We start from the raw sequence: 21,896 nt of genomic DNA, 5'->3' as shown, positions 1-21,896 counted from the left end.
CAATTACGTCCGCAGGATGCACAATTTAAGATTTTGAATTTGCGCAATGTTTAAAATTGATCACATCAGAACCTGCTGTTATGATGCTCGCGAAGTCATTTGTATGCAAATTGTTGGGGGCGATTGATTAATGCCGAATATTCCAACGGATCTGCTGCGGACGCTCGTCGCTGTCGTTGACCTGCACAGCTTTACCAAGGCGGCGAATTCGCTGGGCGTGACGCAGCCGGCCGTCAGCGCCCAGATCAAGCGCCTGCAGCAGTTGATCGGCGCCGATCTCTTCGACCGCAGCGGCCAGAGCATGATGCTGACCTCGCATGGCGAGCGCGTCGTCGCGCGCGCCCGCCGGCTGCTCTCGCTCAATGACGAGATCGTGGAACTCGGCAACGGCGCCGCGCATCCCGAGTTGATCGTTCGGATCGGCACGCCCAGCGATTTTGTCGCCTCCGTCCTGGTCGACCCGCTGGCGCGGCTGCGCGCCCGCCGGCCCGACGTCCGCTTCGTGGTCCGTTCCGACTACTACGAGCCGCTGGTGCGGCAACTGCATTCGGAAGAGATCGATCTCCTCGTTTCGCTGTCGCCGACGCGGCCGCACGATGCACGTGATTGTCAGGAGCAGGAGATGGTCTGGGTGCGGGGGCAAAGCTCCGGTCGCCTCGACGGCGCGCGCCCTGTTCCGCTCGTGTCCTACGGCGACCAGTGCCTCTATCATCAGCATGCGGTGCGGACGCTCCGAACGGCCGGTCTCGATCACGAGCAGGTCTTCCTCGGACCCAGTATGCACAGCCTCAACAATGCGGTGGCGGCGGGGCTTGGCTACATGGTGTTCACGCGCCGCCGCGCCAATGCCGTGGGCATGATGATTTGGGAAGACACTCCCCTGCCCAAGCCGGATCCGCTGTACAGCGTCATCTGCACCCGCGAAGGCGGCGCACGCGAGATTTACGAGCAACTCGCCGACGAGATTGCCACGGTGATCCACGGTCCGCACGAGGTGCAGGGGCGTCTCTATTCGATCGTCGGCGGCGGTCGAAAGGCCATTTCCGCGGCCTGACCAAGACGCCGCAGGGGCGAAACAAAGTTCCCCACACCCGCGTTCTCCCATCGAACCCGTGATGCAGGCTGCTCAGGCCTGCGTCAGAACGATGGAGAAACCTCATGCGCGCATTCCTGGTGGGTCTGACGGCGCTTGCCGTGGCCCTGCCGCTGGTGTCGCCGGCGACGGCCGGCACGCTGTCGCTCAGCGCCCGGTCGCACCACCACTACCGCCACCACCATTATCGCCACTCCGGCAACAGCCGCGCCGCCCTGCGCATGTTCGGAATGGTGGCCGGCACCATCGCCGGTATCGCGGCGGCGGACGCGGCGCGCGACGATTGGCACCGCGGCTATGGCTATTACGGGAATTACGGCTATCCGCCGCCGCCGTACGGCTATGGCCCGTATTATCCGTACTGAGCGGAATTTCCCTGCCGGGCGGCCACGTTAACCGGAATTACCGACAAATAGGATATTGTGCCGCTCATGAATGATTCGGTCGCCCGGCTGTACGATGCGGTCATCGCCGCGCAAAGTGCCGATCCCGCGAAGTCGCGGACGGCCAAGCTGATGCGGGCCGGCCGCGCCAAGATGGCCAAAAAGCTGGCCGAAGAGGCCGTCGAAGTGGTCATCGACGCCTTGCACGGCCAGCCGGAAGCGGTGGTCCGGGAAAGCGCCGATCTCCTCTACAATCTGGTGGTTCTGTGGGCCCATGCGGGCGTCCGCCCCGACGACGTCTGGGCGGAAATGCGCCGGCGGGAACTCATGTTCGGCATCGCCGAAAAACTGCCCAAAAGACTGGTACAACCAGTCCCGCCGCGTAAGGTCGTGGCGATCGACAGCGGGCGCGCTCGCAAGCGCCCCTGAGTTTCTCTCACCGAGACTGCCGCCAATGACGTTCGAGGCTGCCGCCCCGCGCTCCCTGCTGCGTCGCCTGTATGACTGGTGCATCGGCGCGGCGCACAAGCCGCACGCCATGTGGATGTTGGGGGCGATCGCCTTCGCCGAAAGCTCGTTCTTCCCCGTGCCGCCGGACGTGATGCTGATCCCGATGTCGCTGGCGCGGCCGCAGCGGGCCTACGTGATGGCGCTCTGGTGCACCGTCGCCTCGGTCAGCGGCGGCCTCCTTGGCTACGCCATCGGCGCCCTGCTTTACGATTCCGTCGGAGCGTGGCTGATCCATCTCTACGGCTACGGCAACAAGGTCGAGGCCTTCCGCACCGCCTACGCGCAATGGGGCGCCTGGATCATCCTGCTCAAGGGGCTCACCCCGATCCCCTACAAGATCGTCACGATCACCTCCGGCTTCGCCAACTATAATCTCGGCCTGTTCATCGTTTTTTCGATTATCGCCCGCGGCACCCGGTTTTTCGTGCTCGCTTTCCTGTTGCATCGCTATGGCGAGCAGGCCCGTCATTTCATCGAAAAGCGGCTCGGTCTGTGGGTGACGCTCGGGGCCGCGGTGGTCGTCATCGGCATCGTCGCGGCGCTATACTTGATCTGACGAATCGCGGTTCCTCAATTTCGCCATCCGTGGTGCGTAACCGGTAACCGCCGGCGCGAATGCCGTGGATGCTTGGGGCGCTGGCGTAAACGCCAGCCTGACGGCCATGGGGTTGCGAGTTGCCTGTCGACATCATCGCCTGCCGGCGCTCGTCTGCGCCGGCCTTCTGACGTTGTTGCCGCTGACGGCAATGGCGCAAGGCGGCCCGCCGGCAACTCAGCAGCCATCGGAAGCCCAACAGCACGAGCCGGGGTTCCTCGAGTCGGCCGGCAAATGGCTCGACCGGCAGGTCGATGGCGCCAAGGCCATGTTCGGTCACGTCGGCAAGGGCGTCCAGGATTTCGGACATGAGGCCGGCATCGCGGCCCGCAGCACGGCGGACACGGCCAAGGACGCCGCCGAAGGCGTCGCCAGCAAACTCTCGCCGGCCAGCGTCGTCGGCGGTCACGAGGTCTGCAAGATCGCGCCCAACGGCGCGCCCGATTGCGTCGCCGCCGCCAATGCCATCTGCAAGGCGAAGGGCTTCAAGACCGGCAAGAGCGTCGACATGACCACGGCCGAGACCTGTCCGGCCAAGGTTTATCTGGCCGGCCGCTCGAACGGAGCCGAGTGCAAGACCGAAACCTTCGTCTCCAGTGCGCTCTGCCAGTGACCCGAATGCGCGCCGTCGGCTTGTACCGACGCCCGCGCCATGTTTCCGTCTCCACCGATAAGGATTGCGGGAGACGACGCCGGTGAACCTGTCCGCCAAGCTTCTCGAACGCGAGGCCGCGGGCCGGCCGGTGACCGTCGGCCTGATCGGCGCCGGCAAGTTCGGCACCATGTTCCTGTCGCAGGCGCGCCTGACCCGCGGTCTGCATGTCGTCGCCGTCGCCGATCTCGATACGGCGCGCGCGAAGAGCCAGCTCGCCACCGCCGGCTGGCCCGCCGCGCAATATGCCGCGTCTTCGCTGGCCGACGCGTATGGCAAGCGCGCGACTTTTATCACCGACGACACGATGGCGATGATTGCCGATCCGCGCATCGAGGTGATCGTCGAGGCGACCGGCATTCCAGGCGCCGGCATCGCGCACTGCCTGAAGGCGATCGAAACCGGCAAGCACATCGTCATGGTCAACGTCGAAGCCGACGCGGTCGCGGGTCCGTTGCTGGCGCGCAAGGCGAAAGCCGCCGGCGTCGTTTATTCGCTCGCCTGGGGCGACCAGCCGGCGCTCATCTGCGAGCATGTCGACTGGGCGCGCGCTGCCGGGTTCAAGGTGATCTGCGCGGGGAAGGGCACGCGCTACGAGCCGCATTATCACCGGTCCAATCCCGACAATGTCTGGGACATCCTCGACAAGTACCTGAACATCAGCGACCGCAAGTCGATCAATCCGAAGATGTTCAATTCCTTCGTCGACGGCACCAAATCCGGCATCGAGATGACTGCGGTCTGCAACGCCACCGGCCTGGTGCCGCAGTCGGACGGATTGCATTTTCCGCCGGCGACACGTTTCGAGCTCGCCGACATCTGCAAGCCGAAAGCCGAGGGCGGCACGCTGGAGAAAGAGGGCGTCACCGAAGTGACCTCGTCCGTCTATCGCGACGGCCGCGACGTGCCGCACCATCTTGCGCTCGGCACCTACGTGGTGATCGAGGGCGAGACGGAGTATGCGCGACGGTGCTTCAAGGAATACGCCATGCTGCCGGACAAAAGCGGCAAATACGCCGCGCTGTACCGGCCGATCCACATGATCGGGCTCGAGCTCGGCATCTCCGTTGCGTCGTGTGCGCTGCGCGGTGAGCCGACCGGCGCACCCACCGGCTTCCGCTCCGACGTGGTGGCGACGGCGAAGCGCGCACTGAAGGCCGGCGAGATCCTCGACGGCGAGGGCGGCTTCTGCGTCTGGGGCAAGCAAACGCCGTCTGAAGTCTCGCTTGCGCGCGGGCTGTTGCCACTCGGCCTCGCGCACAATGTCAGGCTCAAACGCGATATCGCCGAAGGCGGCGCGCTGGCGTGGGCCGACGTCGAGGTCGACGCGAACGATGTCGCGGTGAAGGTGCGGCGGGAGATGGAGGCGGCGTTCGCCCGGCCGAACGTCTGATCGGCGCGCGGGACATGCGAAGGGCGGCAGCGCCGTCGCTGCCGCTCGCCCGTCCTTCAAAAAATAGTCGCCGGCGATCAGCGCCAGGCGCAGTGCCGCACCCGCGTGACCACTCGGTGGCCATGACGCCAGTGCACGCGGCGGCTCACCCAGCAGACCTGACGGCGATGATGACGCTGCCAACGGCGGTGGTGGTGCCAGCGCACGGTCTCGACCATGCCACCGCTGCCTGCGGTATTGATGCCGGCGTTCACCGGCATGGCGGCTTGGGCCGCGCCCGGTGCCGCGATGGCGAGAAGGCCGGCGGCGGCGGCCGCGCAAATCGTCGATTTCAGAAACATGCTGCTCTCCTGTGTCGTAATCGGAGACAACTGGCGGAGCCGCCACAACGTTTCGCCGCCGCAAGCCGTTGGGGCGCGGTTAGTTGCCGCATCGGACGCGGGGAACGCTATTCGAGCTCGATCGTGCCGTCGATCTTGTGGGTGAGCCCGGCCTCGGCGATGGTCAGCACCATCTGTGCCTTCAGGGTGGGCTTGCCCTTGAGCTTGCCGGCGGCCTCGGCGGCGCGGATCGCCTTCTCGATTTCCTGCTGTGAGGTCACGCCCACGACCTTGAGGAATTTGCGCAGCGACATGTTCAGGGCTTCTTCGTTCATCGCGGGCTCCTTGTGTGGGGGTAGCGGGGATCATAGGCCGGCGCGGGCGCCCCCGAAAGCGCTGCGAATTGGCCCGTCAGGGTGCCGGTTGCCGTTGACCCCGGGCGTTCCGTGGCTATGATCCGCGCCGCGCATGGGTCCCGACGCAACAGCGTCACGACCGCCGCCATGCGCCATCGCGACGATGCCCCTGTGGCGGAATTGGTAGACGCGCCTGACTCAAAATCAGGTGGTGGCAACATCGTGCTGGTTCGAGTCCGGCCAGGGGCACCATTCCCAAACGCAGCTCTGTAGTTGCGCGCGACGGCGCCGACAGTCCCGCCGCTTGCCAGCCGTCATACCTCCGACCAGAATGGCAATTTATACGTGTGTCGATGATGCCGCCGCCGGCGGTGAACGTCGCATCTCGTGGGACGCGCGATGACCGTCTCCGATCGCAGCGAAGGTCCGACCACGCCGGCGCCGCGGCCGCTGCGCGCCGCGCGTCTCGCATGGCGGCTGCTGCGCGATCCGCCCTATCGCCACATGATGCGGCTGGTCTGGTGGCGGAAGCGCCACGCCTTCCAGCCGTTCAACGACACGCAGGCGGATCGCTATCCCGGCATTTTCAAATATGTTCAGTCTGAGCTTGGGGCCGACCGGCCGGCCAACATTCTCTCGTTCGGCTGCGCGACGGGCGAGGAAGTGTTCTCGTTGCGGCGTTACTTTTCGCGGGCGCGCATCAAGGGCATCGACATCAACCCGGGTAATATCGAGGCGGCGCGAGCGCGGTTGGCCGCGACGCCCGACGCCGGGCTGTCCTTTGCGCTCGGCGCATCGACCGCAGACGAGCCGGCGACGCACTACGACGCGATCTTCTGCATGGCCGTGCTGCGCCACGGCAGCCTCGGCGAGCCGGGCGTCGAACGCTGCGATCATCTCCTGCGCTTCGACGACGTCGCCCGCGCCTTCGCCGATTTTCACCGCTGCCTCAAGCCGGGCGGCCTGCTCGTGCTCCGCCACAGCAATTTCCGCCTGCGCGACACGCCGATCGGCGCCCGATTCGAGACGCTGCTCGCCGTGCCGTTCGGAGGCAGCAAAACGCCGATCTTCGGACCGGATAACCGGCTGATGCCTGGTATCGAGTGTCCGGACGCGGTCTTCCGCAAGCGCGTGTGAGGATCGGGCGCATGCAGGCTTCCTTTCCCGACGAATTTGCTCTGGTCGCAGCCTGCTGCCGCTGGCCGCCGACGGCGGAGGTCGCCGCCGATGTGCAGCGGCGCGCAGCCGGCGCGCTCGACTGGCGCCTTGTCCTGCGCATCGCCGCGCGGCATCGCGTCGTCGGGCTCATGCACCATGCGCTGCATGCGGCGGGCGTGCCTTGCCCCGAAGACGTGCAGGCGATCCTCGAACGTAAGGGTGGGGCGATTGCGCGGCAGAACCTCGCCCTCGCAGCGGAGACGCTGCGCCTGCAGCGCCACTTCGACGCGGCGGGCATTGCGGCCGTCGTCCTCAAGGGCGCGTCGCTGGCACAACGCGCCTATGGCAGCACCGCTTTCAAGCACGGGCGCGACATCGATCTCGTGGTGCCGCCGGCGCACGCCTTCGCGGCGCTGCGAATCCTCGAAGACGATGGTTATGCTCTGGTCGATCCGGCGCGCGAACTTACCGATGCCCAGCGGCATGCCTACATCGCGCGCGGTTACCAGATGGAGCTTTTCGACGCCCGGCGCGGCACGCGAGTCGAACTGCACTGGCGCCTGTCCGAAAACCCGCACCTTCTGGCCGGCATCGACGCGTTCGCAGACGGTCAATCCGTGCCCGTCGCCGGCGGTACGGTGCGCACGCTCAACGATGCCGATCTGTTCGCCTATCTCTGCGTGCACGGCGCCGATCATTTCTGGTTTCGCCTGAAGTGGCTGGCCGACCTCAATGCGCTGCTTGGGGCCATGGACGATGCCGGGCTCGGCGCCCTCTATGCGCACGCGCAAGCGCACGGCGCGGGTCGCTGCGCCGGACAGGCCCTGCTCCTGTGCGAGCGCATTTTGGGATTGAGGCTGCCGGCTGTCCTGCACGATGTGCTGGTGCGCGATCGCGGCGTGCGGCGGCTGGTTGCGATCAGTCTCGGCAACATGATTGGCGCCAACCCGGCGGTCGAGCCGGTGCTCGACGCGGCGCGGCAGGCTGCCGAACTGCGCTGGCGCTTCCTGCTCGGCCGCGGCACGCGTTTCCTGCTTGCGCAATGCGGGATCGCCGTTACGGCGCCGGCGGACGTGCTCCGCTGGCCGCTGCCACCGGCGCTGCGCTTCGTCTATCCGCTGGTCCGCCTGCCGTCCTGGGTAATGCGGCGGCGCTGATGGTACTTAAGCACCATTGACGATCGCGCGGCCTGTTGGCCGTCTCGCGCGAACGTGACCCGCCTCGGCTGGACGGCCTCTGCGAAATCTCTTATGCCGCCGCTTCCCGTTCCAGACCCCGCCTTTCGCAATATGTCCTTCAATCCAAAAGCCAACTGCGTCGCCAGCGCCGCCGCCTTCGTCGCGCTCATCGGGCTGCTGACAATCTGCGGCTTTTTCTTCTTCGAGTACGTGCTGCGCTATCCGCCGTGCCCGCTCTGCCTCGACCAGCGCAAGGCCTATTATATCGCTGTGCCGCTCGCGGCGCTGCTGACGCTCGGCGGCTTCTACGGCGCCTCGCGCAAGGTGCTGATGCTCGGCTTCGCCGTGATCGTGCTGGTGATGCTGTGGAATACCGGGCTGTCGGCGTTCCATGCCGGTGTGGAGTGGAAGTTCTGGCCAGGGCCGATCGATTGCAGCGGTCCGGTGAACAGCATCGGTTCGACCACGAGCCTGCTCAGGAGCCTGCAGGACATTCACATCGTCCGTTGTGACGAGGCGGCGTGGCGCTTCCTCGGCATCTCACTGGCCGGCTATGATGTGCTGGTGTCGCTCGCGCTGGCGATCGCCGGAGCGGTCGGCTTCCGCGCCGCGCTAGCGCGTCCGGCGGAGTGATCCTCAAAAACGACAACGACCACGAAGACCAATGGCGCGCGTTCATCCGGCGTCGCCTGCTGATCCCGTGGTCGTCTACCGTTCGGCACGGCTCTTCAACCCTGCCCGGTGCAATGCTGGAGCTCGTTAGGCTCGACATCATCGCTGGAACCAATATGGGTATGTCCCGGTTGCGCCGCAAGTGCCCGCTGTATAGTTCCCCATAGTTCCCCGATTGAGATGTCGCTGGAGACATTCCCATGCCTGAAAGAGTTGGTGCCGGCTACACTGCGACGGCGCGCACCTTGCACTGGCTGATCCTGGCGCTGCTGATCGTGCAGTTCGTCTTCGCCTGGACGATGCCGGATATCAAACGAAATACGCCGGTGACGACGCTGATCGGCCTGCATTTCTCGTTCGGCGTGCTGATCCTGTTCGTCGCCGTGATCCGGCTTGCCTACCGCGCTTCGCATGGCGAGCCTCCGCCGGAGGACGGCATCCCGCCGTGGCAGGCGACGTCGGCGCGCATCCTCCACTGGCTGCTCTACCTCTTGCTGTTCGTGCTGCCGATCCTCGGCTGGATCAACGCCGACTGGCGCGGCATGCCGGTGTCGTTCTTCGGCCTGTTCGAGATGCCGAAGATCATCGCCACACGTGCGCCGGGCTGGAACTGGACCGGCGATCTTCACTCGCTGCTGGCGACTTACGCGCTGCTCGGTCTGGTCGGCCTCCACGTGCTGGCGGCGCTCTACCATTATTTCTTTCGCCGCGATCGCGTGCTGCAGCGGATGCTGCCGGGCGTGTGAGCAAAGCCTGCCCGTGAGGGCGGCGGCGCGTTACGGCACCAGCAGGATCTTGCCGAAGTGCTGGTTGGCGCGCATGTGCTCCTGCGCCGCCTTCGCCTGGTCGAGGGGATAGGTCTTCTCGACGGGCAGGCTCAGCTTCTTGCTCTTCACCGCGTCAGCGAGATCGGCCCACATCGCGCGTGTTTCTTCGCGGAGCTCGTCGACCGAGCGCGTGCGATGCGTGACGCCGATGTAAGTGATGCGACGTTGTGCATGCAGATCGAAATCGAACTCGGCCTTGCCGCCGCCGAGTCTGCCGACGTTGACAATGCGGCCGCGAATGGCCGCCGCCCGCATGTTGCCGTTCATGAGACTGCCGGAGACCTGGTCGACGATCAGGTCTACGCCCTGGCCAGCCGTCGCCTTAAGCACGAGGTCCGGCCAATTGGGCTCCGTCGTATCGACGGCCAAATCGGCGCCGAACTCCTTCAGACGCGCGCGACGTTCGGCGTTGGTCGATGTCCCGACGACAAGCCTGGCGCCGAGCAGTTTGGCGATCTGCAACGCCATCAGGCCGACGCCGGAACTCGCGCCCTGGATAAGAACGCTCTCACCGGCTTTCAGCCGGCCATTGGTCACCAAAGCGTCATGCATCGTGCCCAGCGCGACCGGTAAGGTCGCGGCGTGTTCGAAAGACATGTCATCGGGGATGTGAACGACGCGGCCCCAGTCGCACACGGCATACTCGGCGTAGCCGCCGGCGCCGGCGCACATGACGCGATCGCCCGGCTTGAAGCCGCCCTTGGTTTCGGCACCCGCTTCGACGACTTCCCCGGCCCAGTCGAGGCCGACGGTCGCGCCTGCGGCGCCGTGGCCGCCTTTGCCGCGCGCCGCGGCGAGATCGGCGCGGTTGAGACCGGCCGCCTTGACCTTCACCAGGAGCTCGAATGGCTTGGGCTTTGGCTGCGGGATATCCCGGATCTCGAGCCCGTTCTCGGTCGCCACAGCCGCCTTCATTGTCGTCTCCTGTCTTTAAGGGCGCGCCAATCTATCGGCGTGGCCAGCGCCGTCAAAGATGCCCTTCTTGACGAAGGACCGCTGCTCGGGAATGCCCTGTTCTTCCACCGTCGGCAGATCAGGAACAAGGGCGGACGAGAAGCCCTCGCGGCGCGATGCTGGTTGCATGCGCCACATTTTTTATTTCGAGGCGTACGCTTACGGCTCGAGCTCGGTGTCCCAGTACAGGTAGTCGAGCCAGCTGTCGTGCAGGTAATTCGGCGGGAACAGCCGCCCGTTCCTGTGCAAATGGTGCACCGTCGGCTGGAACGGCATGTGCGACGGCCACATCTTGGCCTCGTCCATCGTCAGATTGCCCTTGCGCAAATTGCACGGGCTGCAGGCGGCGACGACGTTGTCCCAGGTCGTCAGGCCACCGCGCGAGCGCGGGATGAGGTGATCGAAGGTCAAATCATCGCGCGTGCCGCAGTACATGCACGAGAAGCGGTCGCGCAGGAAGACATTGAACCGCGTGAAGGCCGGGTGGGTCGACGGTTTGACGAAGGTCTTGAGCGAGACGACGCTCGGCAGCTTCATCTCGAAGGAGGGGCTGCGCACCGCGTGATCGTAATTGGCGACAATGTTCACGCGTTCGAGAAACACCGCCTTGATCGTGTCCTGCCAGGACCAGAGCGAAAGCGGGTAATAGCTCAACGGTCTGAAGTCTGCGTTGAGCACCAGGGATGGAAAACCACTGGGCGAAACGTGCACGTTCAAGCGAGCTCTCCGGCCTCCTTCAAGGCTGCCGCCACGCAGCGAACACCCTACTAATAGGGCAGCGTGACGGGATTGTGAAGTAGATGTGGGGACGAGCGCAAGTGCCCTCAGCGGCCGGCCAATCGCCGCGCACCGATCTCGGGCCTGCCCGAGATCGGCACTTTATGCGGCCGCGCGTCCGCTGAAGCGACGCGCGAGAAACTCGCCGCCCTGGCGCAGGCCTTCCTGGTCGATACCGTGGCCGACGCCCGGCGAGATATGCCATTCGACCGCGACTTCGAGCGCCGCCAGCCCCTGCGCCGCATGCATCAGTGCCTGCACCGGGATGAGTTCATCCTGGTCTCCGTGCACGAGCAGAACGGGCGGACGACTGCGAATTTCGGCGGCGAAGGCGTCGATGTCGGCTTCGTTCGGCGGCGTCACCAGCATGCCGGAATAGCCGACGATGGCCGCGGGTGCTGCGGCGCGCCGCAGGCCAACGTGCAACGCCATCATGGTTCCCTGGCTGAAGCCGACAAGCGCCAGCGCCGAATCGGCGAGATTGTGACGCTTCAATTCCGTATCGATGAACGCATTGAGCACCGGCGCGGCAGCGTTCACGCCATCCCAGCGCTCGTTTGGATCGCGGAATGTAAGCGGAAACCATTCGCGGCCCATCGGTGCCTGGCCGCACGGGCGCGGCGCGTGCGGCGATACGAAGGCCGCATCCGGCAGGAGTTGTTGCCAGGCGCGGCCGATATCGATGAGGTCGTTGCCGTCGGCGCCGTAGCCGTGCAGGAAGATCACCAGTTGCTTGGCGACGCCCGCACGTGGCGCGAGGCGAGGCCCGTCAAGGTCAGCCATTCTTCTTCCTTCCGGATTTCTTCGTGTTTTTCTTGCGCGAGGTCTTCTTGCGAGACTTCGCGGCCGGCTTCTTCGCCTGCAGCGAAATGCCTTCGCGGCGTTTGACCACGTGATAGTAGGCCCAGAACAGATGCGCCGCCACGCCGCGCCACGGCCGCCACATCTCGGCGATCTTCGTCAGCGCCTTGGGGTCCGGCCGTTTGCGCAGGTTGAATGCGATACGCACCGCCTCCTGCACGGCGAGATCGCCGGCGGGGAAGGCGTCGGCGTGGCCGAGGCAGAACAGGAGATAGATGTCGGCGGTCCACGGGCCGATGCCGTGCAGTTGCACCAGTGCGGCATGTGCATCGTCGGCATCCATGTTGCCGACCGCTTCGAGGTCGATCACGCCGTCCGACAGCGCCTTGCCGATGGCGCGGATGGATTTGATCTTCGGCATCGACAAACCGAGGCGCTTGAGCTTGTCGGTGCGCGCCAGCCGGACGGTGTCGTGGTGGAACGGATCGAAGGCGGCGAAGAGCCTGTCCCTGATTGCCGCAGCGCTCGCGGTCGACAGTTGCTGGCCGCAGACGATGGCGCACAGCCCGGCGAAGCCCGCCTGCCGCCGGCGGAGCGAAAAGGCGCCGGCCTTCTCGGCGATGGGGCCAAGGCGCGGGTCCTGCTCGACCAGTCTGGCGAGCGCCGCGCGCAGGTCGTCATCGGTATGGAGGAAGTGGGTCATGTCGCGTGGCCATCGTTCGCGAAGGCGGACGATCCAGCCCTTCGTGCCGTGGTAGGAGAGGGCTGGATACCCCGCTTTCGCGGGGTATGACGAGTCGAAACTTGATCGCCATGCCACCCGTTTTCCGCTTTGCGCCGTCGCCGAACGGATACCTGCACCTCGGTCATGTCCTGTCGGCCTCCCTCAACGCCGACATGGTGAAGGCCGCGGGCGGGCTGCTGCTGCTGCGCATCGAGGATATCGACGCCACGCGCTGCCGGCCGGAATATGAGGCGGCGATCTACGAGGACCTGCGCTGGCTCGGTCTCGCCTGGGAGGAGCCGGTGCGGCGGCAGTCGGAGCACTTCGCCGACTATCGTGCGGCGCTCGCGCGGCTCGAGGCGATGGGTCTGGTCTACCCGAGCTTCGAGAGCCGCGCCGAGATCGCCGCGCTGGTGGCTGCGAACGAGGCGAATGGCCCTTGGCCGCGCGATCCCGACGGCGCGCCGCTTTATCCGGGGACAGCGAAGACACTTGGCGCCGCCGAGCGCAGCGACCGCATCGCCTCCGGCGCGCCCTATGCGTTGCGCCTCGATATGGCGGCGGCGCTGGCGCGCATGCCACGCCTCATCTGGACCGAGACCGGCACGGGACCTGAGGGAGAAAGCGGCACGGTTATCGCCAACCCCGCCGGCTGGGGCGACGTCATCCTCGCGCGCAAGGACACGCCGACCAGCTATCACCTGGCCGTGGTGGTCGACGACGCCGCGCAAGGCGTGACCGATGTCGTGCGCGGCCGCGATCTCTTCCACGCCACCTCGGTGCACCGCCTGCTGCAGACGCTGCTTGGCCTGCCCGAGCCGCGCTACCACCACCACCGCCTGGTCACCGACGCCGACGGCCGCAAGCTGTCGAAATCGACGCAGGCGACCGGCCTGCGCGCGTTGCGTAGCCAGGGATTAACCCCGCCCGACATCCGCCGGCTGGTCGGGCTCGATTGAACGGGCCCGGCGTGCCAGATTGCGGCTGGGCAGAGGAGTGATGGCCAAGCGCAAGCGCACATCGAAGCGGCGGACGGCGCGTGCTCCGCGTCGCGCGGCGCCGCGCGCCATCGAAACCGCCCTCGCCGGCGTCGCCCACGACATCCGCACGCCGCTGACCGGCATCCTCGCGCTGGCCGACCTGCTCGCCGCCTCCGATCTCGGCCCGCGCGAGCGGCAGTGGGCGCGCACCATCAAAAGCGGCGCCGAGCATCTCGCGGCGCTGTCGACGCTGGTCGTCGATGCCGCGCGCGCCGATGCCGCCGGCCTGGTGCTGCGACACGAACCGTTTTCGCCGCGCGCGCTGGCGGAAGCGGTCGGCGAGGCGCTCACCGCGCGCGCCGCCAACCGGTCGGTCGCGGTCGAGGTGGCGATCTCGCCGGACCTGCCGGTGCGCGTTGCCGGCGACGCGCTGCGCCTGCGCGCTTCGCTGGAGAATCTCGCCGATAATGCTGTGAAGTTTACCCACTCTGGCACCGTGCGCTTTTCCGCGTCGGTCGCGCCGGCGCGTGGCAAGCGCCTGCGGCTCGTGTTCGAGCTGACCGACAGCGGCATCGGCATGAGCGCGGCGGAATTGAAGATGCTGTTCCGGCCGTTCGCGCAGGCGAGCGACGATATTGCGCGCCGCTACGGCGGCGCCGGTCTCGGGCTCACCTTCGTCAAGCGCATCGCCAGGGCGATGGGCGGCGATCTGACGGTGAAAAGCGCGAAGGGCAAAGGCAGTACCTTCCGCCTGACGGTGCTCACAGATGCGGCCGAAGCTGCCGCCGATGCGGACACTGCGGCACGCACGCCGACCCGCCCGCTGTCGCTGCTCTGCGCCGAGGACAATCCCTACGGCCGCGTCATCATGAACACGATCCTCGGCGAGCTCGGCCATCGCGTCGATTTCGTCGAGAGCGGCGAGGCGGCGGTCGAGGCCGTGTCGCGCGGCGGCTACGACGCGGTGCTGATGGACGTGACGCTGTCCGGCATCGACGGCCTGGAAGCGACGCGGCGCATCCGAGCATTGCCCGGCGAGGCCTGCCGCGTGCCTGTCATCGGCATTTCCGGTCGCGCCCGCAGCGACGACGAAGCGGCCGCGCGCGCAGCAGGGATGGACGTCTATCTCGTGAAGCCGGTCAGTCCGGGCAAGCTGGCGGAAACGTTGGCCGCGCTGACGGCGCGGTGAGCGAGCTCAGGCGTCGCTCGGCTCGCTCTTCTGCTCCACGATCCGCACCAGATCTTCCATGATGCGGTTTAATTCGAAGTCCTTCGGTGTATAGACCGCGGCGACGCCGGCCTTCTCCAACTCGGCCGCGTCCTCCGGCGGGATGATGCCGCCGGCGACCACAGGTACATCGAGGCCTGCGTCCTTGATGCGGTCGACCACGTCCTTCACCAGCGGCATGTGGCTGCCCGAGAGGATGGACAGGCCGATGACGTGCGCCTTCTCCTTCTTCGCCGCGTCGACGATCTCCTCCGGCGTCAGGCGAATGCCCTCGTAGACCACCTGCATGCCGGCGTCGCGCGCGCGGACGGCGATCTGCTCGGCGCCGTTACTATGGCCGTCGAGACCGGGCTTGCCGACCAGGAAAGTCATGCGGCGGCCGAGCTTCTTCGACACGCGGTCGACGTCGGCGCGGATGTCGTCCAATCCGGAAACGTCGTTGCGCATGGCGCGGCCGACGCCGGTCGGCGCGCGGTATTCGCCGAAGGCCTCGCGCAGCGTCCAGCCCCATTCGCCGGTGGTGACGCCGGCCTTCGCGCAGTCGATCGAGGCCGGCATGATGTTGCCGCCACCAGTTGCCGCGCGCTTCAAGGCCGCGAGCGCATCCTGCACCGCGCGCGTGTCGCGCTGCGCGCGCCAGGCTTTCAGCCGCTCGATCTGGTCGCGCTCGGCGTCCTCCGACACGGTGAGGATCGTCTCGACGCCGCCGGTCAGCGGCGACGGCTCGGTCTCGGTATATTTGTTGACGCCGACCACGGTCTGCTCGCCGCGCTCGATGGCCTCTAACCGCGCGGTGTTCGATTCGACGAGCTGCTGCTTCATGTAGCCCGACTCGACTGCGGCGACGGCGCCGCCCATCTCCTCGATGCGTTTGAGCTCGTCCCTCGCTTCGCGCTTGAGCGCGTCGACCTTGCGCGCGATCTCGGCCGAGCCATCGAAGATGTCGCCGTATTCCAGGAGATCGGTTTCGTAAGCGAGGATCTGCTGCATGCGCAACGACCACTGCTGGTCCCAGGGCCGCGGCAGGCCGAGCGCCTCATTCCAGGCCGGCAATTGCACGGCGCGGGCGCGCGCCTTCTTTGACAGCGTGACGGCAAGCATCTCGATCAGGATGCGCGTCACGTTGTTCTCGGCTTGCTGTTCGGTCAGCCCCAGCGAGTTGACCTGCACGCCGTAACGGAACAGCCGTTGTTTCGGATCGGCAACGCCATAACGCTCGCGCGTGATCTCGTCCCACAGGTCGACGAAGGCGCGCATCTTGCAGACTTCGGTGATGAAACGCAGCCCGGCATTCACGAAGAACGAGATGCGGCCGACCACCTCGCAGAACTGGTCGTGATCGACTTCGCCCGAGGCCTTTACCGTGTCGAGCACGGCGATCGCGGTGGCGAGCGCGAAGGCGAGCTCTTGCACCGGCGTCGCACCCGCTTCCTGCAGGTGATAGCTGCAGACGTTCATCGGATTCCACTTCGGCAATTCCGACGTGGTGAAGATCGCGATGTCCTTGATCAGCCGCAGCGACGGCTTCGGCGGAAACACGTAGGTGCCGCGCGAGAGATATTCCTTGATGATGTCGTTCTGGATGGTGCCGGTGAGCGAGGTGCGCGGCGCGCCCTGTTCGTCGGCGACCGCGATGTAGAGCGCCATCAGCCACGCCGCCGTGGCGTTGATGGTCATCGACGTGTTCATCGACGCGAGCGGGATGCCGTCGAACAGCGCGCGCATGTCGCCGAAATGCGAGATCGGCACGCCGACCTTGCCGACCTCGCCCTTCGCCAGCACGTGGTCGGCGTCGTAGCCGGTCTGCGTCGGCAGATCGAAGGCGACCGACAGGCCGGTCTGCCCCTTGGTCAGGTTCTTCCGATAGAGGGCATTCGAATCCTTCGCCGTCGAATGGCCGGCGTAGGTCCGGAAGATCCAGGGTTTGTCGCGTTTCGGCGCGCTGTCCGTCATCGTCGCCACCCATGCATCGCGGCAGGGTGACGCCTTTCTTGCTGCGTTGCAATATGGATTTGGCGGAGCGAAAAACCGGGCTCTCACTCGGCCGCAAGTGGCGCCGCAAGGGTGGGCAAGCGGGTCTCGCCGACGAGGCGGTTCGCAATGCAGGTGGCGGCTGCGATCGCACCGATGGCAACCGCGATGCCGGCAAAGATGTCGACGAAATAGTGGCCTCCGACCACCGGCGCCGCCAGCACCATCATGACGTTGGCGACGGCGGCGACCGGCCCGAGCCAGCGCACCGGCCAAAGCGCCCAGAGATAGAGCACGGCCGAAGCCGCGTGGAAGCTCGGGAAGGTGACCAATCCTGCGAGCGAGCGGAACGACATCTCGCGCAGTGTGCCGTTCCGCACCAGCGGCAGGTCGTGCAACTGGCTGAGATATCCTCCCGGCGTGAAGACGTCCGGATCGAAACGCACGTGCAGGAGCTTGTACGTGCCGATCGCCGGCACGAATGCCGATATGATCGTGGTCGCGATCAATGCGATGGCGAAGGCGAGGGTGAAGACCTGCAGGCGCCGGTAGCGTTCGGTCCAGCCGAGCGCGATCGGTACGCCAAAAACAGGGCAGCCAATCAAACTGTAACTCCACACGGCCGCCGCCAGCAGCGCATGATGGGTGTAGAAGAAATTGTAATAGGCGACCCAGTCGAGATGCAGCGCGCCGTCGACCGCATGCAGCACAGTGTCCTGCAACGGCAGGTCGGCGGAGGCGGCGATATAGGTGAGCGGGGTCATCACCGCCGGGATCAGGAGCATCTGACCGGTGGCGCCGAGCGTGAAGATAACGAACGGATCGCGCTGCTGCGAATGCCGCAAATGGTAATACGTGTACCCTGCATAGCCGCCGATGACCGCGACCGGCAGCAGCGCGCTCACCGGTTCGATCCAGAAGGGCGTCACCGCCAACACCGCAACAAGCGTCGCAGTCATGGCCCCCAGCACGCGCCAGTTACAGACAAATAGCCGCCAGGCCGCCGCTTCTTCTGGCGTCGTCATTCCCACTGCCCCCGAACGTCGGTTGCGGACATCGGCAAGCTAGCGGGAAAAGACTTAATAACAATCAAAGATTGTATTTTTTGGTAGTCTAACGTCGCGGATACCACCGCGCGATGGAGCCGGTGCACCGCCGAAGCCTATATTGCAACGCAGCAACGGTTGCGTCAGACTTGGCCAACAGGTCAGGGAGACAGGCAATGCCGGCTGCCCCTCTTCGAAAAGTTGCTGCGTTGAAGGACCTTTACGGGATCGGCGAAATCCCGCCCCTCGGTCATGTTCCCGAGAAGATGCACGCCTGGGTCATCCGCCAGGACCGGCACGGGCCGCCGGAGACGTCGTTCCAGCTCGAGGTGGTGCCGACCTGGGCGATCGCCGAGGACGAGGTCCTCATCCTCGTGATGGCCGGCGGCGTCAATTACAACGGCATCTGGGCGGGGCTCGGCCAGCCGATCACGCCCTTCAATGTGCACAAGCAGCCCTTCCACATTGCCGGCTCCGACGCGTCCGGCATCGTCTGGGCGGTCGGCGCGAAGGTGCACCGCTGGAAGGTCGGCGACGAAGTCATCGTCCACTGCAATCAGGACGACGGCGACGACGAGGAGTGCAATGGCGGCGATCCGCTGCTCTCGACCTCGCAGCGCATCTGGGGCTACGAGACGCCGGACGGTTCGTTCGCGCAGTTCTGCCGCGTGCAGTCGCGGCAATTGATGGAAAAGCCGAAGCACCTGACGTGGGAGGAGGCGGCCTGCTACACGCTGACGCTCGCCACCGCCTATCGCATGCTGTTCGGTCATTCACCGCACACGCTCAAGCCCGGCGACAACGTTCTGGTGTGGGGCGCTTCGGGCGGCCTCGGCGTGTTCGGCATCCAGCTCGTCGCGGCGTCGGGCGCCAACGCCATCGGCATCGTGTCCGACGAGTCGAAGGTTGACTACGTGATGAACCTCGGCGCCAAGGGCGTCATCAACCGCAAGGACTTCAAGTGCTGGGGCCAGTTGCCGCAGGTCAACTCGGCCGAATTCAACGACTGGGCCAAGGAAGCGCGCCGCTTCGGCAAGGCGATCTGGGACATCACGGGCAAACGTGACGTCGACATCGTGTTCGAGCACCCGGGCGAACAGACCTTCCCGGTCTCGTGCATGGTGGTGAAGCGCGGCGGCATGGTCGTGTTCTGCGCCGGCACGACGGGCTTCAACATCACCTTCGACGCGCGCTACGTCTGGATGCGGCAGAAGCGCATCCAGGGCTCGCACTTCGCGCATCTCAAGCAGGCCTCGCTCGCCAACCGCTTCGTGCTCGAGCGCCGCATCGATCCGTGCCTGTCGAAGACCTTCGCCTGGGCGGACATCCCGAAGGCGCACACGATGATGTGGAAAAACCAGCACCCGCCCGGCAACATGGCGGTGATGGTCAACGCGCCGTCGACCGGTCTGAAGAGCTTCGAGGACGTGCTCGAGGTCGCGGGCGGCGGAGCCTGACCAGCGCCTTCAGCGGCTCGAGGCGGCGGCGGGCGCGGCATCCGCATCCATGATGCCGGCCGCCGACGGCGCCAGCTTCAGATTGCGGCGGAAGCCCTGCAGCGGCCGTTCGATCAGCAGATGGCTCATGGTCGCTGCCAGGAAGGCGATCGCCAGCACCAGCGGCACGCTTTCGAACCACGGTAGCCTATCCCTGAAGAACACCGCGGCGGGGTAGTGCCAGAGATAGAGGCCGTAGGAGAGGACACCCGTCGCGACCAGCGGCGGGGCCGACAGCATGCGGCTGACCCACGACTCCGGCGCGGCGGCCGCGATCAGCGCTGCGGCGGCGGCGAACTGCGCGAGCGTCATGGTCCATTCGATAGCGCCATCGATGTGCCAGCCCCCAAGCGTAAGCGCCAGCAACAATGCGCCAGTCGCGAGGATGCCGGACAGGTTGGCAAGCCGCTTCGGCACGTGGTCGCCCGTCCCGAGCAGCGTCGCCATCAACGCGCCCAGCATGAGGCCGGCCATGCGAGTATCGAAACGGAAATAGGTCTCCGGCCAATCTGACACATCGTCGTACCAGATCATGCGCCAGGCCGTCGCCGCAACGAAAAGGCCGAACAGGGCCGCGGGACGCCAGCGCGCCGGCAGCCGCAGCAAGCCGAGCAGGGCAAGTGGCCACAGCAGATAGAAGTGCTCTTCCACCCCCAGGGACCACGTGTGCTGCACGATATGCGGCAATTGCAAGAATGCGCGCGCATAATCCGAGATATAGAACGCGGCTACAAGCGCGTCGCGAACGTGCCACCACAGGTCGAACTGCGGCCAGAGGATCGGCCCGACCACGAGATAGGCGGCGAGCAGCGCCAGCAAGGGCGGGGTGAGCCTGAGATAACGGCGCAGATAGAAGCGCGGAAGATCGATGCTGCCACTGCTCGTGTGCTCGTCGATCAGCAGGCGCGTGATCAGATAGCCGCTGAGGACGAAGAACAGGTCGACGCCATAGAAGCCGCCCTCGAAGCCGGGAATGCGGCAATGATCGGCGACGACAAGCAGCGCTGCGATCGCCCGCATCCCGTCGAGGGCCGGGTTGTATCGTAGTGAGGACGACAAACGAAAACCCCCCGCACCGGCCAGTGTCGTGAAACGCCCGGCCGAGGCACTTGGCGTTCCGTGCAGATCGCGCGGAAGCCTTGGCCGCCCACTTAGAGGTAAAGCTTTAAAGATTTCCCGGCACCGATCGAGCGAATTTGATTAAATCGGATTAGGGAAGGCGGTTGCGCCGGCCATCCCTTCAGTGCGGGGTTGTGTTGGTTGGCGACTGACCGGCCGGCGGGCTCGAGCAGCCGCACCGGCTAGAGCGCGACCAGCTCGCCGTGGGCGCGCGCCGACGCATCGTGCACGTTGAGCCGGCGGCCGAGGAACTGCTCCGCGGCATCGAAGGAGTCGTTCATCACGCTGAAATAGACAACCTTACCGTTGCGATAGCGCACGATGTGCGCGACGCGGTGCGATATCACGCGTCCGTTCTCGTGCAGTTGCGACGTGATGCGGCCGAACATTGCGCTCGAATCGCCGTCGACCAGCAGATGCTCGATGTCGACGCGCTTCACGGCGATAAGCTGAGGCACCAGGCGGGCGAAGCGCTCGGTCACGGCATCCTTGCCGCGCCAAAAGCCACAGATACTGATCGCTTCGGCCGGGCCGGTGACGTGCCATTCGACGTCGTCGTCGAGGATCGCACCGATCTGGTGCGGATCGCGCGAGACATAGGCCCGATAAAAGGCCTCCACCGTGGCACGAGAGACAGGCTCGGTCATCGTAAGGCTCCCCGCGATCATTGAGCCCTGTCGACGTTGACATTGTCTTACCGCGGTCCGCATTCGCGCGACACGATTATGCAAATGCAGATGGTTGGGTTAGTTCGATTTCAACCGGCGGTCGGGTGCTTTTCGATGCCGATGCGCACCTTGACGATGGTCGAATTCAATTCCGCGCCGAACACGAAGATCGAGGCGCAGACGTAAAGGAAGACCAGCGCCACCATCGCCGACGCCAGGCCCGCATACATCGACACGTAGGCGAAGGCGTATTCGGCCAGATAGCGTCCGAACACGGCGCCGGCGAGCAGCCACAGCAGCAAGGTGGCGACAATGCCCGGTGTGATTTCGCCGAGCGTGCGGCGGCCGGCGGGTAGCCACGTATGGATGACCGCCAGTGCGATGACCAGCACCATGGCCGCCACGGCATAACGGACGAAGGTGATGATGCCGCTGAACGGCTGCACCTGGGGCGCGAACAGTACCAGACGGTCCCACAACAGCGGCGCCAGGACCACGAGGAAGGAGAAGGCGAGGATGGCGACCGCACCGATCAGCACGTAGAGGATGGATTCCAGCCGCAGCAGCCACCACGGCCGGCGCTCCGCCATGTCGTAGGCGCGGTTGAGCCCGATGCGCAGGCTCTCCACGCCGCTCGATGCGAAGTACAGCGCGAACAGCACGCCGAAGGTGAGCACGTCGCCGCGCGCGTTGGTCAACACGCCGGTGATGTCGTCCGAGATCGGGCCCGCCACCTGCGGCGGCCAGGCCTCGAGCAGGATGTGCGCAGCCTCGTCGGCAAGATCCTTCGAGCCGAAGAAGAAGGCGGCGAGCGTCGTGACCACGATCATGAAGGGAAACATGGCCATCAAGGTCGACAGCGCGATGTGACTGGCGATGGCCCAGCCGTCGTCGGCGAGGAAATGCAGGAAGGCGCCGTAGGTCACGCGCCAGGAAAGCTTCAGGTAATACAAAGGACGGCTCCGGGGCCTGCCGCTTTCAGATCGGGCATCCCC

General features: G+C 65.8%; 25 protein-coding genes and 1 tRNA gene. 14 read left to right on the top strand and 12 right to left on the bottom strand.

What is annotated here, in order from left to right; all coding sequences use genetic code 11:
* Window positions 1-130: 130 nt before the first annotated feature.
* The 6 genes from VGV41_RS13495 to VGV41_RS13470 all read left to right on the top strand — a co-directional run bounded on the left by VGV41_RS13495 (window position 131) and on the right by VGV41_RS13470 (window position 4,626).
* Window positions 131-1,054: a LysR family transcriptional regulator gene (locus VGV41_RS13495; RefSeq protein WP_326864355.1), complete on the top strand. Its 924-nt coding sequence runs from the start codon at window positions 131-133 to the stop codon at window positions 1,052-1,054.
* Window positions 1,055-1,158: 104 nt separating this feature from the next.
* Window positions 1,159-1,458: a hypothetical protein gene (locus VGV41_RS13490; protein ID WP_326864354.1), complete on the top strand. Its 300-nt coding sequence runs from the start codon at window positions 1,159-1,161 to the stop codon at window positions 1,456-1,458.
* Between the two features lie 66 nt (window positions 1,459-1,524).
* A complete protein-coding gene (gene hisE, locus VGV41_RS13485) occupies window positions 1,525-1,905 on the top strand; it encodes a phosphoribosyl-ATP diphosphatase (RefSeq protein ID WP_326864353.1) in 381 nt (126 codons plus the stop codon).
* Between the two features lie 55 nt (window positions 1,906-1,960).
* A complete protein-coding gene (locus VGV41_RS13480; protein ID WP_326864756.1) occupies window positions 1,961-2,542 on the top strand; it encodes a YqaA family protein in 582 nt (193 codons plus the stop codon).
* Between the two features lie 106 nt (window positions 2,543-2,648).
* On the top strand, window positions 2,649-3,194 hold the full coding sequence (locus tag VGV41_RS13475) for a hypothetical protein (RefSeq protein ID WP_326864352.1): 546 nt from the start codon (window positions 2,649-2,651) through the stop codon (window positions 3,192-3,194).
* Between the two features lie 82 nt (window positions 3,195-3,276).
* Window positions 3,277-4,626: an NAD(P)H-dependent oxidoreductase gene (locus VGV41_RS13470; protein ID WP_326864351.1), complete on the top strand. Its 1,350-nt coding sequence runs from the start codon at window positions 3,277-3,279 to the stop codon at window positions 4,624-4,626.
* Between the two features lie 77 nt (window positions 4,627-4,703).
* Here VGV41_RS13470 and VGV41_RS13465 read toward each other — a convergent pair whose 3' ends face one another.
* Window positions 4,704-4,967: a hypothetical protein gene (locus VGV41_RS13465; RefSeq protein ID WP_326864350.1), complete on the bottom strand. Its 264-nt coding sequence runs from the start codon at window positions 4,965-4,967 to the stop codon at window positions 4,704-4,706.
* A gap of 107 nt (window positions 4,968-5,074) precedes the next feature.
* Window positions 5,075-5,281 (bottom strand): DUF6494 family protein, encoded by a 207-nt coding sequence (locus VGV41_RS13460; protein ID WP_326864349.1) that lies wholly within the window; start codon window positions 5,279-5,281, stop codon window positions 5,075-5,077.
* 186 nt (window positions 5,282-5,467) lie between these two features.
* Here VGV41_RS13460 and VGV41_RS13455 point away from each other — a divergent pair.
* The 5 genes from VGV41_RS13455 (at window position 5,468) to VGV41_RS13435 (ending at window position 9,056) form a co-directional block, all read left to right on the top strand.
* A tRNA-Leu gene (locus VGV41_RS13455) sits at window positions 5,468-5,554 on the top strand.
* Window positions 5,555-5,701: 147 nt separating this feature from the next.
* The gene (locus VGV41_RS13450; protein WP_326864348.1) at window positions 5,702-6,439 is read left to right on the top strand and encodes a class I SAM-dependent methyltransferase; all 738 of its coding nucleotides are present in this window, start codon (window positions 5,702-5,704) and stop codon (window positions 6,437-6,439) included.
* A gap of 11 nt (window positions 6,440-6,450) precedes the next feature.
* Window positions 6,451-7,617, top strand: a complete 1,167-nt coding sequence (locus VGV41_RS13445; protein WP_326864347.1) for a nucleotidyltransferase family protein — start codon at window positions 6,451-6,453, stop codon at window positions 7,615-7,617.
* Between the two features lie 93 nt (window positions 7,618-7,710).
* On the top strand, window positions 7,711-8,271 hold the full coding sequence (locus VGV41_RS13440; protein ID WP_326864346.1) for a disulfide bond formation protein B: 561 nt from the start codon (window positions 7,711-7,713) through the stop codon (window positions 8,269-8,271).
* A 239-nt stretch (window positions 8,272-8,510) separates the two neighbouring features.
* On the top strand, window positions 8,511-9,056 hold the full coding sequence (locus VGV41_RS13435) for a cytochrome b (protein WP_326864345.1): 546 nt from the start codon (window positions 8,511-8,513) through the stop codon (window positions 9,054-9,056).
* A gap of 30 nt (window positions 9,057-9,086) precedes the next feature.
* Here the strand turns inward: VGV41_RS13435 and VGV41_RS13430 are convergent, their stop codons facing one another.
* The 5 genes from VGV41_RS13430 to VGV41_RS13410 all read right to left on the bottom strand — a co-directional run bounded on the left by VGV41_RS13430 (window position 9,087) and on the right by VGV41_RS13410 (window position 12,372).
* Complete coding sequence (locus VGV41_RS13430; protein WP_326864344.1) at window positions 9,087-10,052, bottom strand: quinone oxidoreductase family protein; 966 nt, start codon at window positions 10,050-10,052, stop codon at window positions 9,087-9,089.
* 15 nt (window positions 10,053-10,067) lie between these two features.
* Window positions 10,068-10,229, bottom strand: a complete 162-nt coding sequence (locus tag VGV41_RS13425; RefSeq protein ID WP_326864343.1) for a hypothetical protein — start codon at window positions 10,227-10,229, stop codon at window positions 10,068-10,070.
* A gap of 21 nt (window positions 10,230-10,250) precedes the next feature.
* On the bottom strand, window positions 10,251-10,808 hold the full coding sequence (locus VGV41_RS13420; protein WP_326864342.1) for an HNH endonuclease: 558 nt from the start codon (window positions 10,806-10,808) through the stop codon (window positions 10,251-10,253).
* A 162-nt stretch (window positions 10,809-10,970) separates the two neighbouring features.
* Window positions 10,971-11,651, bottom strand: a complete 681-nt coding sequence (locus tag VGV41_RS13415; protein WP_326864341.1) for an alpha/beta hydrolase — start codon at window positions 11,649-11,651, stop codon at window positions 10,971-10,973.
* Window positions 11,644-12,372: a DNA-3-methyladenine glycosylase 2 family protein gene (locus tag VGV41_RS13410; protein ID WP_326864340.1), complete on the bottom strand. Its 729-nt coding sequence runs from the start codon at window positions 12,370-12,372 to the stop codon at window positions 11,644-11,646. The genes VGV41_RS13415 and VGV41_RS13410 overlap by 8 nt, the downstream gene beginning before the upstream one ends.
* Before the next feature lie 110 nt (window positions 12,373-12,482).
* Here VGV41_RS13410 and gluQRS point away from each other — a divergent pair, with 110 nt between their 5' ends.
* Together gluQRS and VGV41_RS13400 are read left to right on the top strand one after the other, a co-directional pair.
* Window positions 12,483-13,352: a tRNA glutamyl-Q(34) synthetase GluQRS gene (gene gluQRS / locus VGV41_RS13405; RefSeq protein WP_326864339.1), complete on the top strand. Its 870-nt coding sequence runs from the start codon at window positions 12,483-12,485 to the stop codon at window positions 13,350-13,352.
* Window positions 13,353-13,392: 40 nt separating this feature from the next.
* Window positions 13,393-14,562, top strand: a complete 1,170-nt coding sequence (locus VGV41_RS13400; protein WP_326864338.1) for an ATP-binding protein — start codon at window positions 13,393-13,395, stop codon at window positions 14,560-14,562.
* A 6-nt stretch (window positions 14,563-14,568) separates the two neighbouring features.
* On the opposite strand, the gene VGV41_RS13395 is transcribed toward VGV41_RS13400, so the two are convergent.
* Both VGV41_RS13395 and VGV41_RS13390 read right to left on the bottom strand, forming a co-directional pair.
* Window positions 14,569-16,554, bottom strand: a complete 1,986-nt coding sequence (locus tag VGV41_RS13395) for a protein meaA (protein ID WP_326864337.1) — start codon at window positions 16,552-16,554, stop codon at window positions 14,569-14,571.
* 83 nt (window positions 16,555-16,637) lie between these two features.
* Window positions 16,638-17,597 carry a phosphatase PAP2 family protein gene (locus VGV41_RS13390; protein WP_326864336.1) on the bottom strand — a complete coding sequence of 320 codons (960 nt, stop codon included), beginning with the start codon at window positions 17,595-17,597 and terminating at the stop codon, window positions 16,638-16,640.
* Window positions 17,598-17,794: 197 nt separating this feature from the next.
* Here VGV41_RS13390 and ccrA point away from each other — a divergent pair, with 197 nt between their 5' ends.
* Window positions 17,795-19,075: a crotonyl-CoA carboxylase/reductase gene (gene ccrA / locus VGV41_RS13385; protein ID WP_326864335.1), complete on the top strand. Its 1,281-nt coding sequence runs from the start codon at window positions 17,795-17,797 to the stop codon at window positions 19,073-19,075.
* A 9-nt stretch (window positions 19,076-19,084) separates the two neighbouring features.
* Here the strand turns inward: ccrA and VGV41_RS13380 are convergent, their stop codons facing one another.
* From VGV41_RS13380 to VGV41_RS13370, 3 genes are all read right to left on the bottom strand, one after another.
* Window positions 19,085-20,173 (bottom strand): acyltransferase, encoded by a 1,089-nt coding sequence (locus VGV41_RS13380; RefSeq protein WP_326864334.1) that lies wholly within the window; start codon window positions 20,171-20,173, stop codon window positions 19,085-19,087.
* Between the two features lie 242 nt (window positions 20,174-20,415).
* Complete coding sequence (locus tag VGV41_RS13375) at window positions 20,416-20,880, bottom strand: nuclear transport factor 2 family protein (protein WP_326864333.1); 465 nt, start codon at window positions 20,878-20,880, stop codon at window positions 20,416-20,418.
* A 110-nt stretch (window positions 20,881-20,990) separates the two neighbouring features.
* The gene (locus VGV41_RS13370; protein WP_414705126.1) at window positions 20,991-21,845 is read right to left on the bottom strand and encodes a YihY/virulence factor BrkB family protein; all 855 of its coding nucleotides are present in this window, start codon (window positions 21,843-21,845) and stop codon (window positions 20,991-20,993) included.
* Between the last annotated feature and the right edge of the window lie 51 nt (window positions 21,846-21,896).

The organism is Pseudolabrys sp. (assembly GCF_035943735.1).
GTDB lineage: Bacteria > Pseudomonadota > Alphaproteobacteria > Rhizobiales > Xanthobacteraceae > Pseudolabrys.
Note: the sequence above shows the minus strand (reverse complement) of the source record. Positions and strands in the feature narration are given on the sequence as shown.

Excerpts from the sequence above, each read along its gene's own strand:
- VGV41_RS13465 (WP_326864350.1), bottom strand. The coding sequence starts at position 4,967 with ATGTTTCTGAAATCGACGATTTGCGCGGCCGCCGCCGCCGGCCTTCTC.
- VGV41_RS13440 (WP_326864346.1), top strand. The coding sequence starts at position 7,711 with ATGCCGCCGCTTCCCGTTCCAGACCCCGCCTTTCGCAATATGTCCTTC.
- VGV41_RS13445 (WP_326864347.1), top strand. The coding sequence starts at position 6,451 with ATGCAGGCTTCCTTTCCCGACGAATTTGCTCTGGTCGCAGCCTGCTGC.
- VGV41_RS13415 (WP_326864341.1), bottom strand. The coding sequence starts at position 11,651 with ATGGCTGACCTTGACGGGCCTCGCCTCGCGCCACGTGCGGGCGTCGCC.
- VGV41_RS13395 (WP_326864337.1), bottom strand. The coding sequence starts at position 16,554 with ATGACGGACAGCGCGCCGAAACGCGACAAACCCTGGATCTTCCGGACC.
- VGV41_RS13475 (WP_326864352.1), top strand. The coding sequence starts at position 2,649 with ATGGGGTTGCGAGTTGCCTGTCGACATCATCGCCTGCCGGCGCTCGTC.
- VGV41_RS13375 (WP_326864333.1), bottom strand. The coding sequence starts at position 20,880 with ATGACCGAGCCTGTCTCTCGTGCCACGGTGGAGGCCTTTTATCGGGCC.
- ccrA (WP_326864335.1), top strand. The coding sequence starts at position 17,795 with ATGCCGGCTGCCCCTCTTCGAAAAGTTGCTGCGTTGAAGGACCTTTAC.
- VGV41_RS13495 (WP_326864355.1), top strand. The coding sequence starts at position 131 with ATGCCGAATATTCCAACGGATCTGCTGCGGACGCTCGTCGCTGTCGTT.
- VGV41_RS13490 (WP_326864354.1), top strand. The coding sequence starts at position 1,159 with ATGCGCGCATTCCTGGTGGGTCTGACGGCGCTTGCCGTGGCCCTGCCG.
- VGV41_RS13410 (WP_326864340.1), bottom strand. The coding sequence starts at position 12,372 with ATGACCCACTTCCTCCATACCGATGACGACCTGCGCGCGGCGCTCGCC.
- VGV41_RS13450 (WP_326864348.1), top strand. The coding sequence starts at position 5,702 with ATGACCGTCTCCGATCGCAGCGAAGGTCCGACCACGCCGGCGCCGCGG.
- hisE (WP_326864353.1), top strand. The coding sequence starts at position 1,525 with ATGAATGATTCGGTCGCCCGGCTGTACGATGCGGTCATCGCCGCGCAA.
- gluQRS (WP_326864339.1), top strand. The coding sequence starts at position 12,483 with ATGCCACCCGTTTTCCGCTTTGCGCCGTCGCCGAACGGATACCTGCAC.
- VGV41_RS13390 (WP_326864336.1), bottom strand. The coding sequence starts at position 17,597 with ATGACGACGCCAGAAGAAGCGGCGGCCTGGCGGCTATTTGTCTGTAAC.
- VGV41_RS13425 (WP_326864343.1), bottom strand. The coding sequence starts at position 10,229 with ATGTGGCGCATGCAACCAGCATCGCGCCGCGAGGGCTTCTCGTCCGCC.
- VGV41_RS13435 (WP_326864345.1), top strand. The coding sequence starts at position 8,511 with ATGCCTGAAAGAGTTGGTGCCGGCTACACTGCGACGGCGCGCACCTTG.
- VGV41_RS13400 (WP_326864338.1), top strand. The coding sequence starts at position 13,393 with ATGGCCAAGCGCAAGCGCACATCGAAGCGGCGGACGGCGCGTGCTCCG.
- VGV41_RS13430 (WP_326864344.1), bottom strand. The coding sequence starts at position 10,052 with ATGAAGGCGGCTGTGGCGACCGAGAACGGGCTCGAGATCCGGGATATC.
- VGV41_RS13460 (WP_326864349.1), bottom strand. The coding sequence starts at position 5,281 with ATGAACGAAGAAGCCCTGAACATGTCGCTGCGCAAATTCCTCAAGGTC.